Source organism: Pandoraea terrae, assembly GCF_902459695.1.
Lineage (GTDB): Bacteria > Pseudomonadota > Gammaproteobacteria > Burkholderiales > Burkholderiaceae > Pandoraea > Pandoraea terrae.
This window is the reverse complement of the sequence record NZ_CABPRZ010000006.1, coordinates 129,439-145,240: the sequence shown is the minus strand read 5'-3', so window position 1 is coordinate 145,240 and position 15,802 is coordinate 129,439. Positions and strand designations below refer to the sequence as shown.

General features: G+C 59.0%; 15 protein-coding genes. All 15 read left to right on the top strand.

Annotated features, from left to right (window positions below):
* Window positions 1-123: 123 nt before the first annotated feature.
* The 15 genes from PTE30175_RS09105 (at window position 124) to PTE30175_RS09035 (ending at window position 15,794) form a co-directional block, all read left to right on the top strand.
* Window positions 124-1,368, top strand: coding sequence for a polyhydroxyalkanoate depolymerase (locus PTE30175_RS09105; RefSeq protein WP_150696748.1), 1,245 nt, complete (start codon window positions 124-126; stop codon window positions 1,366-1,368).
* Complete coding sequence (locus tag PTE30175_RS29190) at window positions 1,251-1,862, top strand: 2Fe-2S iron-sulfur cluster-binding protein (protein WP_420819616.1); 612 nt, start codon at window positions 1,251-1,253, stop codon at window positions 1,860-1,862. The genes PTE30175_RS09105 and PTE30175_RS29190 overlap by 118 nt, the downstream gene beginning before the upstream one ends.
* Window positions 1,863-2,109: 247 nt before the next feature.
* Window positions 2,110-2,550 (top strand): GlcG/HbpS family heme-binding protein, encoded by a 441-nt coding sequence (locus PTE30175_RS09095; protein ID WP_150696746.1) that lies wholly within the window; start codon window positions 2,110-2,112, stop codon window positions 2,548-2,550.
* 81 nt (window positions 2,551-2,631) lie between these two features.
* Complete coding sequence (locus PTE30175_RS09090; protein WP_224788664.1) at window positions 2,632-3,591, top strand: PDR/VanB family oxidoreductase; 960 nt, start codon at window positions 2,632-2,634, stop codon at window positions 3,589-3,591.
* Between the two features lie 90 nt (window positions 3,592-3,681).
* On the top strand, window positions 3,682-4,731 hold the full coding sequence (locus PTE30175_RS09085) for an aromatic ring-hydroxylating oxygenase subunit alpha (RefSeq protein WP_150696744.1): 1,050 nt from the start codon (window positions 3,682-3,684) through the stop codon (window positions 4,729-4,731).
* 363 nt (window positions 4,732-5,094) lie between these two features.
* On the top strand, window positions 5,095-6,555 hold the full coding sequence (locus PTE30175_RS09080; RefSeq protein ID WP_150696743.1) for a 2-hydroxymuconic semialdehyde dehydrogenase: 1,461 nt from the start codon (window positions 5,095-5,097) through the stop codon (window positions 6,553-6,555).
* Window positions 6,556-6,572: 17 nt separating this feature from the next.
* Complete coding sequence (dmpE, locus tag PTE30175_RS09075) at window positions 6,573-7,370, top strand: 2-oxopent-4-enoate hydratase (protein ID WP_150696742.1); 798 nt, start codon at window positions 6,573-6,575, stop codon at window positions 7,368-7,370.
* Complete coding sequence (dmpH, locus tag PTE30175_RS09070) at window positions 7,367-8,161, top strand: 2-oxo-3-hexenedioate decarboxylase (RefSeq protein WP_150696741.1); 795 nt, start codon at window positions 7,367-7,369, stop codon at window positions 8,159-8,161. The genes dmpE and dmpH overlap by 4 nt, the downstream gene beginning before the upstream one ends.
* Window positions 8,162-8,184: 23 nt before the next feature.
* A complete protein-coding gene (locus tag PTE30175_RS09065; RefSeq protein ID WP_150696740.1) occupies window positions 8,185-9,438 on the top strand; it encodes an acyl-CoA dehydrogenase family protein in 1,254 nt (417 codons plus the stop codon).
* A 14-nt stretch (window positions 9,439-9,452) separates the two neighbouring features.
* A complete protein-coding gene (locus PTE30175_RS09060) occupies window positions 9,453-9,674 on the top strand; it encodes a 2-hydroxymuconate tautomerase (protein ID WP_150696739.1) in 222 nt (73 codons plus the stop codon).
* A 10-nt stretch (window positions 9,675-9,684) separates the two neighbouring features.
* A complete protein-coding gene (locus tag PTE30175_RS09055) occupies window positions 9,685-10,602 on the top strand; it encodes an acetaldehyde dehydrogenase (acetylating) (protein WP_150696738.1) in 918 nt (305 codons plus the stop codon).
* Window positions 10,599-11,663 (top strand): 4-hydroxy-2-oxovalerate aldolase, encoded by a 1,065-nt coding sequence (gene dmpG / locus PTE30175_RS09050; protein WP_150696737.1) that lies wholly within the window; start codon window positions 10,599-10,601, stop codon window positions 11,661-11,663. Before PTE30175_RS09055 ends, dmpG begins: the two co-directional genes overlap by 4 nt.
* Before the next feature lie 70 nt (window positions 11,664-11,733).
* A complete protein-coding gene (locus PTE30175_RS09045) occupies window positions 11,734-12,666 on the top strand; it encodes a catechol 2,3-dioxygenase (RefSeq protein ID WP_150696736.1) in 933 nt (310 codons plus the stop codon).
* A gap of 80 nt (window positions 12,667-12,746) precedes the next feature.
* The gene (locus PTE30175_RS09040) at window positions 12,747-14,426 is read left to right on the top strand and encodes a DUF1302 domain-containing protein (RefSeq protein WP_224788663.1); all 1,680 of its coding nucleotides are present in this window, start codon (window positions 12,747-12,749) and stop codon (window positions 14,424-14,426) included.
* 21 nt (window positions 14,427-14,447) lie between these two features.
* Window positions 14,448-15,794 carry a DUF1329 domain-containing protein gene (locus tag PTE30175_RS09035; RefSeq protein ID WP_150696735.1) on the top strand — a complete coding sequence of 449 codons (1,347 nt, stop codon included), beginning with the start codon at window positions 14,448-14,450 and terminating at the stop codon, window positions 15,792-15,794.
* Window positions 15,795-15,802 lie beyond the last annotated feature (8 nt).

The following is a 15,802-nucleotide window of genomic DNA, read 5'->3' as shown; positions in this document are numbered from 1 at the left end:
CGTGAGGCGACTTTCCGTGGGGAAGAGGGTGCGCGGGTAACGACGGTGGCGTCGGCGGAATTTGCCATGACGCAGTGTTTCGGATTGATGCGGTTCCTGTCGCGGTCATTGTTAGAGGGACTTATGTTGTACGAGCTGAACGAACTGCAAAGCGCGACGTGGTCGCCGTTCCTGCCTTGGATTCAGGCGACCGCCGGGCTCCTTGCAAGTCCCTATAACCCGTTGTCCGGGACGCCTCTCACCCGGCAGATGGCCGCCGGCTGCGAACTCCTGGTGCGGCTATGCCAACGCTATCCCAAGCCGGAATTCGGTCTGACGGAAACCGTGATCAACGGCAAGCCGATCGGGGTTGCCGAACGCGTGGTGCTCGACAAGCCGTTTTGCCGCTTACTGCATTTCGAGCGCGCCATCGGGCGCCGCGATCCAGTGGTGCTGGTCGTGGCGCCGCTGTCCGGCCACCACGCCACATTGCTGCGCGACACAGTGCGGGCGATGCTGCCGGATTTCAACGTGTACATCACCGATTGGCGCGATGCCAGGAGCGTTCCGCGTTCCAAGGGCGAGTTTCATCTGGACGACTACGTCAACTATGTGCGCGAATGCATCGACTTCCTGGGGCCGGAAGTCCATGTGGTGTCAGTTTGCCAGTCCACGGCGCCGGTGCTCGCCGCGATTTCGCTGATGGCAAGCGATGGCGAGCCGACGCCTCGGAGCATGACCCTGATGGGCGGCCCGATTGACGCGCGCCGCAGCCCCACGCGCGTCAATGAGCTGGCAGTCGGCAATCCGCTGGCGTGGTTCGCGAGGAATCTGATCCACACGGTGCCGGGCAATTATCCGGGCGCAGGACGCCAGGTGTATCCGGGCTTCCTCCAACTCGCGAGTTTTGTGGCGATGAATCCCGACCGTCACCTGAAATCTCATCTGAACTATTACGGTGACATGTCGGCGGGTAACGTCGAGGCGGCAGAGGCACATCGGCGCTTCTACGATGAGTACAACGCCGTGCTGGACATGACGGCCGAGTACTATCTGGAAACCGTGCAAACCGTTTTTCAGGAGTTCTGTCTGCCCCGCGGAGTCTGGCGGGTACACGGTCAGAACGTGCGCCCGCAAGACATCGAATTCACGACGCTGATCACCGTGGAAGGTGAAGCGGACGATATCTGCGGCGTGGGCCAGACCATGGCCGCCCATGAATTGTGCGAAAGCATTGCGGTCGAGCGCAAGCATCATCTGAGCGTTCCCGGATGCGGGCACTACGGGATATTCTCAGGCCGGCGTTGGCGCAGCGACATCTATCCTCGAATTCGGGATCTGATTCGCCAGTGCGACGCGGCCGATGGCCTCCTCGCCGAAGCGGCGTAAAGAAGTGGCGCTATGTCATCCATTCAACGCTTTGTCGCAAGATTCATCCCTGCTATGCGATCTGTGCCCTATCGTCGATTTCTATTGTTTTTCTTTCGCGCCATGGGGCGATTCATGCCGTGCGCACGTTTATGAGGACAGCAGACATGCCAAATGACATTCGGATCGCCCCCGATACAACGCTTGCGGGGGCTGCTTATCACACGGTCGAAGTGGTAGATACCGGACGCGTCTTTCGATGCAGACCGGGTGAATCACTCTTGGCCGCGGTGGTGAAAACAAATAATCACGAGGTGCCGATCGGCTGCCGCGGAGGAGGATGCGGCGTTTGCAAAGTGGAGATTCTTACGGGTTCGTTTACGACCAAGGTAATGAGTCGCCGCCAAGTGAGCGAGGACGACGAACGGTGCAATCGGCTGTTGGCATGCTGTGTTTTTCCTGCCGCCGACCTTTCGATCAAAGTGGTCGGCCGTACTCGACGATCGCCCGCCTAGGCTTCCTGGGATGCAGAGCACAACCTGATCACAGCGCTGGTCCCATTTCGAGCGCGATGGCACTGCGGAAACAGACAAATTCCTGTCGTTAAGGCCATGCAAAAAAAGTATCGAAGCGCGGTGTGAAAGGTATTTGACGGTATTAGGGTGGCTCCATAGACTCAATTCACCCGAGGTGAAACTTCCGGGCAAGCAAGGAGTGCGAGCGCACGGACTGGGACCGCTACTGGAGTTTTGGAAACACGACATGAGCATTTACGTTACACAACACATCATCGATTGGCGGGCGGCATCCGAGGCGGTGCGTGGCGCCATGCAAACGGCCGAACGTATTGGTATCCGTATCAACGTTGCCATCGTCGACGCTTCCGGGAACCTGGTGGCATTTTTGCGCGCACCAGGCGCCTTCCTGCACTCGATCGAGATCGCGATCGATAAAGCTTATTGTGCCGCTGGCTTCTCCATGCCAACAGCCCACCTTGCGCAAGTGCTGGAGAGCCAGCCGCCAGCAGTCAAGGCGTGCTTGCAACTGCGGCCCAGGCTAGTAACGATTGGCGGCGGAGTCCCGATCCGATTCGATGGATCGCTCATCGGCGCCATTGGCGTATCGGGCGCTTCCGAAGAAGATGACATTCAATGCGCCACCGCAGGTATCGAGGCAATGATGCAGCTTGAGCGCGGCGCTTGAGGCGGCTGCCTTGGAAAGCAGCCTCGGAGAGCGCAAAAAAACATCTTGGAGACAACTCAAATGAACGGGCAAAGGACAGCCATGAGCGATGGGATTGACGTCATGGTGTCAAAAAAGGAGGCCATCGCGGAAGGCGTGATGCACTTCGAATTTCGGCCGGCATCCGGGGAACGGCTTCCGGCCTTCACCGCGGGTTCACACATCGACATCGCCTTGCCCAATGGCGCGATCCGCCAATACTCGTTGTGCAATGCCCCGCAGGAGTGTGATCGCTACGAGATCGCCGTACTGCTCGAACCCAACGGCCGCGGCGGCTCGCGCAGCGCGCATGGCGATCTGAAGCAAGGCGATGAGGTGCGCATCAGTGCACCGCGCAACCACTTTGCGCTGGTCCCCGCGCGGCACTCGATCCTGATCGCCGGCGGCATCGGCGTGACGCCGCTGCTGAGCATGGCCGAGCAGCTAACGCGTTCGGGTGCCTCTTTCAAGATGCACTACTGCACCCGGTCCGTCGCGCGCACAGCGTTCGCTCAACGGATCGGGGTCTCCGCTTTCGCGAGCCGCGTCCATTTTCATCACGATGATGGCGATGCCGGGCAGCGCTTCGATGTGCGGCAGGTCCTGAACGAACCGGCGCGGGACACGCATCTCTACGTCTGCGGGCCCGGGGGATTCATGGATCACGTCATTCAGGCCGCCCAGGCCGCAGGGTGGGCCGAAGAGTGCATCCACTTCGAGTATTTCGCGGGTGCGCCGGCCGACACATCCCACGATCGCGCGTTCGAAGTCATGCTGGCCCAGACCGGGTGTGTCGTTTCGGTGGCCGCCGACAAAACCGTCGTCCAGGCGCTGGCTGCCCAGGGTATCGACGTACCGGTGTCCTGTGAGCAGGGCGTCTGCGGGACTTGCGTCATGCGTGTGCTGGAGGGCGAACCAGATCACCGCGACGTTTATTTCAGCGACGCGGAGCGAGCCGCCAATGACCAGTTCACGCCGTGTTGTTCGCGGGCCAAGTCGTATCGGCTGGTGATCGACTTTTAGCCACGTTAGATCTGTAACGGCGAGGCCGGAGACCGTACGCGGGGCCATCGCTCAGCGACGCCTGTAATGAGAAAAGAGAGTGAATGAGACATGGAAACGAACACCCCCTATCTGTTGAATGCCTGGTACGCCGCTGCGCTATCGACGGAGGTCGGCCCCGAGGCATTGTTCCATCGCAAGATTCTCGACACGTCGATTTTGTTGTACCGCAAGCAGGACGGTACGCCGGTCGCCATGCATGACCGCTGCCCCCACCGGTTCGCGCCCTTGCATCTGGGCAAACGGCAGGGTGACGAGATTTCTTGTCCGTATCACGCGCTTCGATTCGACTGCTCCGGCAAGTGTACCCACAATCCTCACGGCAATGGCCATATCCCAAAAGCCGCGCAAGTCAAAAACTTTCCGTTGATGGAGAAGTACGGCTTTTTGTGGATATGGATGGGGGACCAGCCGGCCGACATCGGCTTGCTTCCCGATTTCAGCGAACTTGATCGCGGGCATCCCAACGGCGCGGGCTACACCTACATGCGTATGCCGGTCAACTACGAGCTGATCCTCGACAACGTCATGGACCTCAGCCACATCGATCACGTCCATGGCGAGATCATTACGACGCGGGGGCAACTGTCACCGTTGGTTCCCCAAGTTCAAGAAACGGAGCGTTCGGTTAATGCACGGTGGGAATGGAAGCAAACACCGCCACTGCTGATTTTTGCAAACTTCCTTCCGCAGCCCACCGAAGAAGCGAGGCATTACACCACCGTCTCCTGGACGCAGCCGGCCAATATCCAGTTGTCTGTCGGTGCGGTGCAGGGGGAAAAGTCATTCGACGAGTGCATCGGCCAGTATGACCTCCATACCATGACGCCAGAATCGCGGTTCAGCACGCACTATTTCTTTGCCACCCGGCGCAACCACAACGTCGAGGACGCGGAATATAACGCCATCAAAATCAAGGCGATGCATGAGGCTTTTGAAAACGAGGACGGGCAAATCATTCGGTCCGTCCAAGAGGAAATGGGCATGAGCGACCTGTTCGACCTCAATCCCGTACTCATGTCGAACGACGTTGCGGCGGTGAAGGTACGACGGTCGCTCAAGCGCCTCATCGACAACGAGAAACGCTTGAAAGCCGCGTAGCGGGGGCAGCCGAGCGCCGGCCGCGCCGGCCGCGCCGCCGCATCGTCGGCCGTAGACGAGACGGCGGCATGAATGTACCGACGCGGAGTTCCTGGTCAATCTTCATGCGGTGCGTGAAGAATGCGAATACCGTTCTGACGCTAAGTCGATGCAAAAAAGGTATTGGATCGTAGCTTTAAAGGTATTTGACGGTATCGGGATGGCTCCCTAGACTCCATTCAACCGACGTGTAGTTGTGAGCAAACAAGGGTTGCAAACACACCGCCTTAGCTTGTAAGCAACCCCGGTCAGAGGACTCGGTGCCGATAGCGTGAATGGCGAAACACCCCGTCCCATTTCAGCCGAACGAGTAACGGAAATCTCATGCAACTAATCAAGAATTTCATCAACGGCGAGTTTGCAGTTGCGGCTGACCAGAAATTTTTCGAGAAGCGATCCCCGCTCGATAACCGCGTTATCGCGCAGGTCGCGGAAGCCGGGCGAAACGAGGTGAATGCCGCTGTCCGGTCGGCCCGCGACGCGCTGCTCGGCGAATGGGGAGCACTGACGATGGACCGGCGCACAGAGCTGCTGTACGCGGTCGCCGATGAGATCACGCGACGGTTCGACGATTTTGTCGAGGCGGAAATGGCCGACACAGGGCAGCCGCATCATGTGATGGCGAATGCCTTCATTCCACGCGGTGCCGCCAATTTCAAGGTGTTTGCAGACGTCGTGAAGAACGTTCCGGGAGAGTCCTTCGAGATGGCCACGCCTGATGGGCGGGGTGCATTGAACTATACGATTCGTAAGCCGAAGGGAGTCATTGGGGTTATCTGCCCCTGGAATGCCCCGTTTCTTCTGATGACCTGGAAAGTTGGCCCGGCGCTTGCCTGCGGAAACACGGTCGTTGTCAAACCTTCCGAGGAGACTCCCTTGACCGCGTCGCTTCTCGGCGAAGTGATGAACACCGTCGGTGTCCCGAAGGGTGTCTATAACGTGGTACATGGTTTCGGTCCCGACTCGGCCGGTCAGTTCTTGACAGAGACTCCGGAGGTCGACGCCATCACGTTCACCGGTGAGACACGTACCGGGGCCGCGATCATGAAAGCGGCTTCCAATGGCATGCGAGACGTGTCGTTCGAACTCGGCGGTAAGAATGCCGGCATCGTCTTCGCCGACTGTGACTTCGATGCTGCACTAGACGGCATCTTCCGCTCCTCGTTTCTCAATACCGGTCAGGTCTGCCTCGGCACCGAGCGAGTTTACGTCGAACGGCCCATCTTCGAAAGGTTCGTTCAGGCACTGAAAGAAAAGGCGGAGGCCGTCAGATACGGGCGCCCCGAAGACCACGCCTCGAACTATGGTCCGTTGATTAGCCAAGAGCATCGCGCAAAGGTTTTGTCTTATTACGAGAAAGCGAAAGCGGAAGGGGCCACCATTGTTACGGGAGGTGGTGTGCCCGATATGCCGGCGGAGCTCAAGGATGGGGCATGGATTCAGCCAACCATATGGACGGGGTTGGCGGAGACGGCGACGGTCATCAAGGGAGAAATCTTCGGCCCATGCTGCCATGTACGCCCATTTGATACTGAAGACGAAGTCATCAACTTGGCCAACGACACCGAGTACGGCTTGGCTACCGCGATCTGGACACGGGATCTGGCACGTGCGCACCGCGTGGCGGCGCGCGTAGATGTCGGGATTACCTGGGTCAACAGCTGGTTTCTGCGTGATCTGCGTACGCCTTTCGGCGGTGCCAAGCAATCCGGCATTGGGCGAGAAGGCGGGGTGCACTCGCTCGACTTTTACACCGAGACGCGAAACGTCTGCGTGAAGCTCTGATCTTGGAATCGATGACCATGGACCCGAAGAAGATAGAGGCGTACGGAGACGAGCTGTATCAGGCGCTTCTTTCCCGCAAAACCGTTCCGCCACTGCTGGAGCGGGAGCCAGATATCACGATCGATGATGCCTACAAAATCCAATCGCGGATGGTCGCGCGTCGCATCCAGGCCGGCGAGACGATTGTCGGAAAAAAAATCGGGGTGACAAGCAAACCCGTGCAGGACTTTCTTGGTGTGTTCCAACCCGACTTCGGTCAACTGACTTCCGGAATGGTCTATCAGGAGGGGGACACGATTGATCTGGACACGCTGATCCAGCCCAAGGCCGAGGCTGAACTCGCCTTCGTCCTCAAGGACGATTTGCAAGGGCCGGGAATCACCGCGATGGACGTAATACGCGCAACCGATTATGTCGTCCCGTGTTTCGAAATCGTCGACTCCCGCATTACCGACTGGACCATCAAGATTCAGGACACGATTGCCGACAATGCGTCCTGCGGTGTCTATGTGCTCGGAAAGACAAGAGGCGACCCCCGCGCGCTGGATATTGCCTTGGCCGGGATGGTGCTGGAGAAGAACGGCGAACTTTTTTCCACCGGTGTCGGCGCGGCGGTCCGGGGTTCCCCCGCGAACGCGGTCGCATGGCTGGCGAATACACTCGGCAAACTGGGGATTCCGTTCAAAGCTGGCGAAGTCATCCTTTCAGGCTCTCAGTCAGCGCTTGTGCCGATCGCGGATCGCGACGAATTGGTGTGCACCGTGGGCGGCTTGGGTAGCTGCCGGGTGTCGTTTTCGGGAAGGAGCATCGCGTGAGTACGACATTGACCCATGAAGAGGTAGGCCGCCTCGCGGAGCGTGTTGATGACGCGCAACGCCGCGCACACGCGATTGCCAAGCTGACCGACGAGTTTCCGCTGATGACGGTTGCGGATGGCTACGCGGTTCAGGGCGACCTGCGCCGCCGGCGGATCGCGCGTGGGGCTCGCCTGGTAGGTTGGAAAGTGGGCTTGACCTCCAAAGCGAAAATGCAGCAGATGGGCGTCCATGAGCCAAGCATCGGCTTTTTGATGGACGATATGGCGCGTCCAGAAAACTCGGCAATCGACACGTCGGAACTCGTGCATCCACGCGTCGAGTGCGAGGTGGCGTTCGTGACGAAAAGGCTGTTGCGCGGGCCTGGTTGCACGATGCAGCAGGTGCTGGATGCGACCGATTTTGTGCTGGCTGCCGTTGAGATCATCGACTCGCGTTATGCCGGCTTCAAGTTCGATCTCCCGAGCGTCATTGCCGACAACGGCTCTAGTGCTCGCTTTGTTGGGGGCGGTCGAGCTCGTTACGCAGGCGAGCTCGATTTGCGCACGCTTGGCGTGGTCATGGAAAAAAACGGCGAGATCGTGGCAATGGGGGCCGCAGCCGCGGTGCTCGGACACCCGGCAGAAGCCATCGCAATGCTGGTGAATCTCCTCGGCACGCAAGATCAGGAGTTGCCTGCAGGGAGCTTTGTCATGAGCGGAGGAATTACCGAAGCCATTCACGTAAAGCCCGGTGACAACGTGGTGGCGAGATTCCAGGAACTGGGCAGCGTCTCGATGCGCTTCATCTAACCCGATCATAAGAGGCACTCAAAATGAATGCGCCTAACCAAGCCGAGAATGCTGTTGCCGGCCATCCGCAACGGCTGCAACCCGGCCTGTATCACGACCTTATGACGCCGGCCGAGTCATTGGCCATCCGCGAAGAAGTTCGCCGCTTTTGCGATGCAGAGGTGGCGCCTGTTGCTTGGGAAATTGGGCATCGCGAGGAAGCGCGAGAGCACTTCCCGCGGGAGTTGTTCCAGAAAATGGCGTCTGCGGGCCTATTTCGCATTCCGTTCAAGCGCGAAGTGGGCGGGCGTGGACTGAATTACGCCTGTACGGCGACAGCCATCACTATCGAGGAACTGGCCTACTACAGCAACAGTGTGGCAGCAATCTATGATGTCCATTGCATACTCGCTGGCCATGCACTGGAGCATGCCTCGCCGGAACTACAGCGACGCTATCTGGCGCCGCTCCTCGCAGGGGATAAGATCGGAAGTTTCGCGACGACTGAGCCCGATGCCAGCACGGATCTTTCCGTAGGCATGATGAAGACGGTGGCGCGACTCGATGGCGACAAATACGTTGTCAATGGGCAGAAGCGGTATATCACCAACGCTCCAGTTGCCGATTTCGTCGTACTTCTCTGTGTTGATGGCGAGCGCATGACCGAGCTGGTTATTGACCTCGATGCGCCCGGCGTCACGGTGGGCGCACCCGATAAAAAGCTGGGGAACCATGGCCAGCTGACCGCCGATATCCATTTCGACAATGTCGAAGTTCCGGTTTCGAATGCCGTTGGAGAGCTGGGCGGCGGCCTTCGTATTGCGCTGCAGACGCTGACTTATGGGCGGACTGGTATTGCCGCCTCCGGTGTCGGCATGGCGCAGTCCATCTTCGACCACAGTGTGGAGCGGTTAAAGACCCGACGGGCTTTTGGGAAGGCGGTCGCTCAGTTTCAACATTGGCAATTCAAGATGGCCGAGCGGGCGACAGAAATCGAAAATGCCCGAAACCTCTATGTCAAAGCGGCCTTGCGCATGGACGCGGGCGTGGCGTTCCCGGAGCCCGAGGCGGCGATGGCGAAGTACTACGCGACCAATCTCGCGGGCGAATTCGCGCGTGACGGCGTTCAGATTTTCGGTGGGTATGGGTATATGCGAGAACTCGGCCACGACCGTTCGCACTACCACGTTGAAGAAGTCTATCGGGACGCCAAGATTGCCGAGATATACGAAGGGACAAACGAAATCCAGAAGTGGGTCATCGCGCGGACCATTTTTGGTAAAGAAATCACGGCCTGATCGGGAGTACGACGATGCCAATCATCCAAATTCATTTGCTGGAAGGGCGGTCGGTGCAGCAAAAACGAGATCTTGTCGCCGACATAACTGCCGCCGTGACTGGCGCGCTCAGTGTCAGGCCGGAACAAGTGCGCATTCTTATAGACGAGGTATCGGCCGAGCACTTTGCCGTGGCGGGTCAGACAGCGCAAGAGCGAATGTCGGCCGAGGCGTCGATGCAGCCAGTGCAGGTTTGAGGAGAGGTTAATGGGAAAAATCAAGTGTGCCCTGATTGGGTCCGGCAACATAGGTACCGATCTCGTCTACAAGATTCGCCGCAGCGAGGTGCTCGAGCCGGTCTGGATGGTCGGCATAGACGCTGCGTCCGAAGGGCTCGCCCGGGCGAGGGAAATGGGGCTTAAAACCACTGCGGACGGAATTGACGGCTTACTGCCACACGTACGTGAAGATGGGATTCGGATCGCGTTTGACGCCACATCGGCTTACGTCCACGCGGAGAACTCACGGAAACTCAACGCACTGGGGGTCGTCATGATCGACCTCACACCCGCTGCCATCGGACCGCTATGCGTGCCTCCGGTGAATTTGAGGCCACTGGCGCGGACCCGGACAATGAACGTCAATATGATCTCCTGCGCGGGCCAGGCGACGATCCCAATCGTCAATGCCGTATCCAGCGTGCAGTCAGTCGACTATGCGGAAATCGTTGCCAGCCTGTCGTCCAAATCGGTGGGCCCGGGCACGCGCGCCAATCTCGACGAGTTCACATACACCACGTCGAGCGCGATCTGTGAGGTCGGCGGCGCCCGCCGCGGTAAAGCGCTGGCCATTATCAATCCGGCCGATCCGCCGATGATCATGCGCAACACCATATCTTGCCTGACCGACGATGCACCGGACAGGGACCGCATCACCACATCGATTATGTCGATGATTGGCGAGGTGCAGAAGTACGTGCCAGGTTACAAACTGATCAATGGTCCGGTATTCGACGGAAACCGAGTGGCGGTGTTTATGGAGGTCGCCGGCCTCGGCGATTACCTGCCTCGTTACGCGGGAAATCTGGACATCATGACTGCGGCGGCAACCCGTACGGCGGAGTTGTTTGCCGAGGGGATGCTGCGTGACGCAACGCAAGCGACAAATGTGGAGGCGACGCAATGAACGCGGCAACCAAAAGCTTAAGGGGCCGAAAGGTCATGCTTCACGATATGTGTTTGCGTGACGGCATGCACGCGAAGCGCGAACAGATATCCACCGATCAGATGGTGAAAGTGGCGACCGCGCTCGACGACGCAGGCGTGCCGCTCATACAAGTCACGCATGGTGGCGGGCTCGGCGGAAATTCGCTGCAGCACGGCTTCGCCTTGCATACCAATGAAGAGTACTTGCAGGCCGTCGTTCCGAAGTTGAAGCAGGCAAAGGTGTCGGTGCTGCTGATCCCGGGGCTCGGGACCATGAAGGACCTCGAATCCGCCTATCAATGTGGCGCACGCAGTGTGCATGTGGCGACCCATTGCACGGAAGCGGATACGGCCGGCCAGCACATCGCATTTGCACGCAAGCTGGGGATGGATACCACGGGCTTTTTGATGATGGCCCACCTGAACTCCCCCGAAGGCATCGTGCAGCAGGGCAAGTTGATGGAGTCGTATGGCGCCCAGACCATTTATGTGACGGATTCCGCCGGCTACATGCTGCCTGAGGACGTACGGTCACGCGTCGCAGCGTTGCGCGAAGCGTTGCGGCCGGAGACCGAGATCGGATTTCACGGTCATCACAATCTCGGCATGGGCATCGCGAATTCGATTGCGGCAATCGACGAAGGCGCAAGTCGCATCGATGCATCGGTCGCCGGTCTTGGCGCCGGTGCCGGCAATACGCCGCTGGAGGTATTCGTCGCCGTGTGCGAGCGCATGGGCATCGAAACGGGTTGCGATCTGTTCAAGCTGATGGACATCGCGGAAGACGTGATCTTCCCGATGATGGATCACATTGTTCGTGTAGACCGTTCGTCGCTAACGCTCGGCTTCGCCGGTGTGTATTCGACGTTCCTGTTGCATGCGAAGCGTGCCTCTGAACGTTATGGCGTACCAGCGCGAGACATCCTGGTCGAACTCGGGCGCAGGAAGATGATCGGTGGCCAGGAGGACATGATCGAGGACACCGCCATGACCATGGCCAAAGCGCGGGGCCTGCTGAAACCTCACGCGGAAGCGCTCTGATTAGTTGGCGAGGACACCACTCGGGGCGATGCGTGCGGGAAAAGGGCGAACTAAAACCAAGGAGACAGAAATGGCATTGCGAGGCGTTTTGCGGTTAGGTGAAGTCTGCATCCGCGTGCTGGACATGGTGGCGTCGCGGAAACATTACGGCGACCGCATGGGGTTGCATGAAGTGATGAGCGACGATCAGGGGCGAGTCTATTACAAGGCGTGGGACGAGCATGATCACCACAGCGTTGTGTTGAGAGAGGCGGACTCGTCCGGGCTGGATTACTTTGCATTCAAGGTTTACGACGACAAGACCCTCGTCGACCTTGAAGCGAAGATTGAGGCTTTTGGATTGCAGGTGGAGCGAATCGCGGCAGGCGTCTTTCCGAAAAGCGGGAGGCGCATTCAATTCGTCTTGCCCAGTGGCCACACCATGCAGTTATACGCTGAGAAGGAGCAGATCGGTAACACGCTGGGAACGTTCAATCCCGGCGTCATGCCAGACGAAGGCGTGATCCGCGGCTTTCGCATCAATCGCATCGACCATATCTTGCTGGGTGGCGTGAATCTCGATCAAAACGCCAAGCTGTTCCAGGAGGTCTTCGAGTTCGATATGAGCGAGCGGCTCATCGACGCCGATTCCAAGGCATCTCGCGCGCTCTTCCTTAGTTGTTCGACGAAACCTCACGACGTTGCATTCATTCTCCAACTGGAGCCGAACAAGTTTCACCATGTCTCCTTCCTGCTCGAATCGGTCAACGACGTCGTGCATGCGGCCGACATGATTGGGAAGTACCGAATTCCGGTGGATGTCGGTCCTAACCGACACGGTGTAACGCGCGGGGCGACGATCTACTTCTTCGATCCATCGGGTAACCGCAACGAGGTCTTTACCGGGGGATATGTCCACTATCCGGATACCCCGGTGCTGACTTGGGACACGACCGAACTCGGCGCGGCGACATTCTCACAGGACAACATCCCACGGGAGAGTTTTCTTACGGTGTTGACCTGACACGGTCGGAATCAGGGGGTAGACGACGCAGCGCAGCCAAACATACATCAACATGGCGCAAGGCAGGAGGAGAAGACAACGTGGGCATCATCAAGGCAAGGCGCAAAGAGCAGTCGGGGGGCAGTGGTCCAATTCGCACGCGGCGGGCGATCAGTATGGCGGTGTTAGCCCTCGGGGCGGCGGGGCAGGCATACGCGTTTGACATTGATACCGGGAATCCGGATATCAAGCTTCGTTGGGATAACACATTTAAATACAGCGCGGCGCAGCGAGTCTCGGGCCGGGACGATAATCTGGTGAATGACAACGCGGCCGCCAACATCAACAACATAAATCTTGACGATGGCGATCGGAATTTCAAGCGGGGGCTGATTTCGAACCGCCTCGATGTGTTGTCCGAGCTCGATTTCAGCTACCAGCAAAGGTTCGGCGCGCGCGTTAGCGGCGCCGCCTGGTATGACACGGTCTATAACCGGTCGAACAGCAACGATGCCCCAGGCCGGGCCAACCAGACGTCGGTGCCCTTCAATGAGTTTACCGCGGCGACGCGGGACTTGCACGGTCGTAAAGTCGAGGTGCTCGATGCCTTTGTGTATGCCAATGGTGATCGCGGCAACGTTCGGCTGGGACGTCACTCGTTGATTTACGGCGAGACGCTGTTCTTCGGGGCCAACGGCATCGCGTATGGACAATCGCCGGTGGACTACGTCAAGCTGTTGTCGGTGCCTAACTCGCAATTCAAGGAAATCATTCTTCCGGTCAACCAGATTTCAGGCCAGTTCCAGCTTTTGGATAACGTGACGGTCGGTGGTTATTATCAGTTCGAGTTCCGCAAGTCGCGTATTCCGGCGGTAGGAAGCTACTTCTCGTCGGCCGATGTGTTTGACGACGGTGGCGAACGTTTCCTGCTGGCGCCCGGTTTCGGGGCTCCCCGGGTCGGCGATTTGACGGCGAGGAATTCAGGGCAGGGCGGTGCGCAAGTGCGCTGGCGGCCGACGGGGTCGGACGTCGAGTTCGGCTTCTACGCGATGCAGTATCACGACAAGCTGTTCCAGACCTACTTGCGGCCGCTTGGCGCATTTGTGCCTGGTTTTCCATTCAATTATCAACTCGTCTACCCGGAGAACGTCAGATCGTTCGGCGCGAGCTTCAGCACGGAAGTCGCGGGCTTCAATCTGGCGGGAGAAGCCTCGATACGCCGGAATACGCCGCTCGTCAGCGACCCGCAAATCGATGCCAGTCCGAATGGTTCCGGAGGGATCAACGGGCAGGCCCTGTATGCGGTAGGCAACTCCGCGCACGCCAATTTGTCGGCCATCTTTGTCTTTAACCGCTCGCCGCTGTGGAATTCAGCCACGCTGACGGCCGAGGCTGGCTGGAACCGTCGCACGAGCATCACCAAGAACCCGGGCGCCCTGGCGGCCAACGCGTCGCGGGATGCCTGGGGCGTGCGCTTTGTGTTGGAGCCGCAGTGGTTCCAGGTGTTTCCGGGCTTTGACCTGTCAGCACCGATCGGTGTCGGTTTTAACCCGCACGGGAATTCGTCCGTGGTTCAGCAGTTCAATGGCGGCGCGAGGAAGGGGGGCGACCTCAGTATCGGGCTCAAAGGCGTGTATCAGCAGGTCTGGAAGGTCGGGCTGAACTACACGCACTTTTACGGCAGCGGCGGCCCCGCGCTTGGGGCGGACGGCCGTCTGACCTTCAACCAAAGCCTCCGCGATCGGGACTTCGTGTCCTTGTCGCTGCAACGCACATTCTGATAACGGACTCGGAGACACCCTATGAAAACCCTGAATACCCTCGCACTGGCAGTGCTTGCCATCGCTATGGCCGGCACGGGCAGCGTATCGGCGGCCGTGAGCCCTGAGGAGGCCGCCAAGCTCAAAACCGAACTCACGCCACTCGGTGGCGAGAAGGCCGGCAACAAGGAGGGCACGATCCCTGCTTGGGACGGCGGCTATACCAAGGTGCCGGCGGGCTACAAGTCCGGCCAGCCCCGGCCTGACCCGTTCGCCAATGAAAAACCGCTGCTGACGATCACGGCGGCCAACATGGCGCAGTACTCGGACAAGCTCGATGAGGGCCAGAAGTATCTGCTGAAAAAATACGCGGACTACAAGATCAACGTCTATCCGACCCATCGCACGGCGGCGGCGCCGCAATGGGTGTACGACGAGACGTTCAAGAACGCCACGCGCGCCAAGCTCGACGGCTACGCCGTGAAGGGTGCCTATGGCGGGCCTCCGTTCCCGATCCCGAAGAGTGGCGTGGAAGTGATGTGGAACCACGCGCTGCGCGTGGCGCCCGGTAGCGAAAACTGGTATTTCCGCAGCTACGTGGTCGATTCGAACGGCTCGGCGTCGATTGGCACTGGCGGGAACAACGAAATTCAGCGGCCGTACTACATCAAGGGCGAATCTCCCGAATCCGTCGAGAAGGGGTTCTACTTTGCCGCGCTGCAATCGGTAACTGAGCCATCGGTGCGCGCGGGGGAACTGGTGATATTCGAGGACAAGCTTGACGACACCCGGGCCTCCTGGCAATACCTGGTGGGGCAGCGGCGCGTGCGCCGGGCGCCCAACCTGTGTTGCGACACGCCGAACTTCGTCAACTCGGGCGTCGATTTCTTTGACGAGCCGTTCGTGTTCTTCGGGCCAATGGACCGCTACGACTGGAAGATCGTGGGCAAGCGGGAGATGTACATTCCCTACAACATGAACGGTTTCTTCCTGAAGTCCGACAAGGAGGTGACGGGCAAGCACTTTGCGAATCCAGAATATGTGCGTTGGGAACTGCATCGTGTCTGGGAGATCGAGGGGACCGTGCGAGCAGGACAGCGTGATGTACGGGCCCGCCGCAAGATCTATGTGGATGAAGACAGCTGGGTCGCGGTGCTTGGCGACACCTTTGATGGGCAAGGCACGCTCTGGCACACCACGATCGCGTTCCCGACGCTGATGTATGAACTGCCGGCGCTGTACATGCAGAATATGGAAACCCTGGACCTGCTCAAGGGCAGCTACACCTTGACCATCCATAACGACCAGAAGCTGCACCATGAAATCGTCAAACCGTTCCCGGTGAGCTTGTATACGCCGGAAGGCATGCTCAACAAGGGCGTGCGGTAGGTTGACGG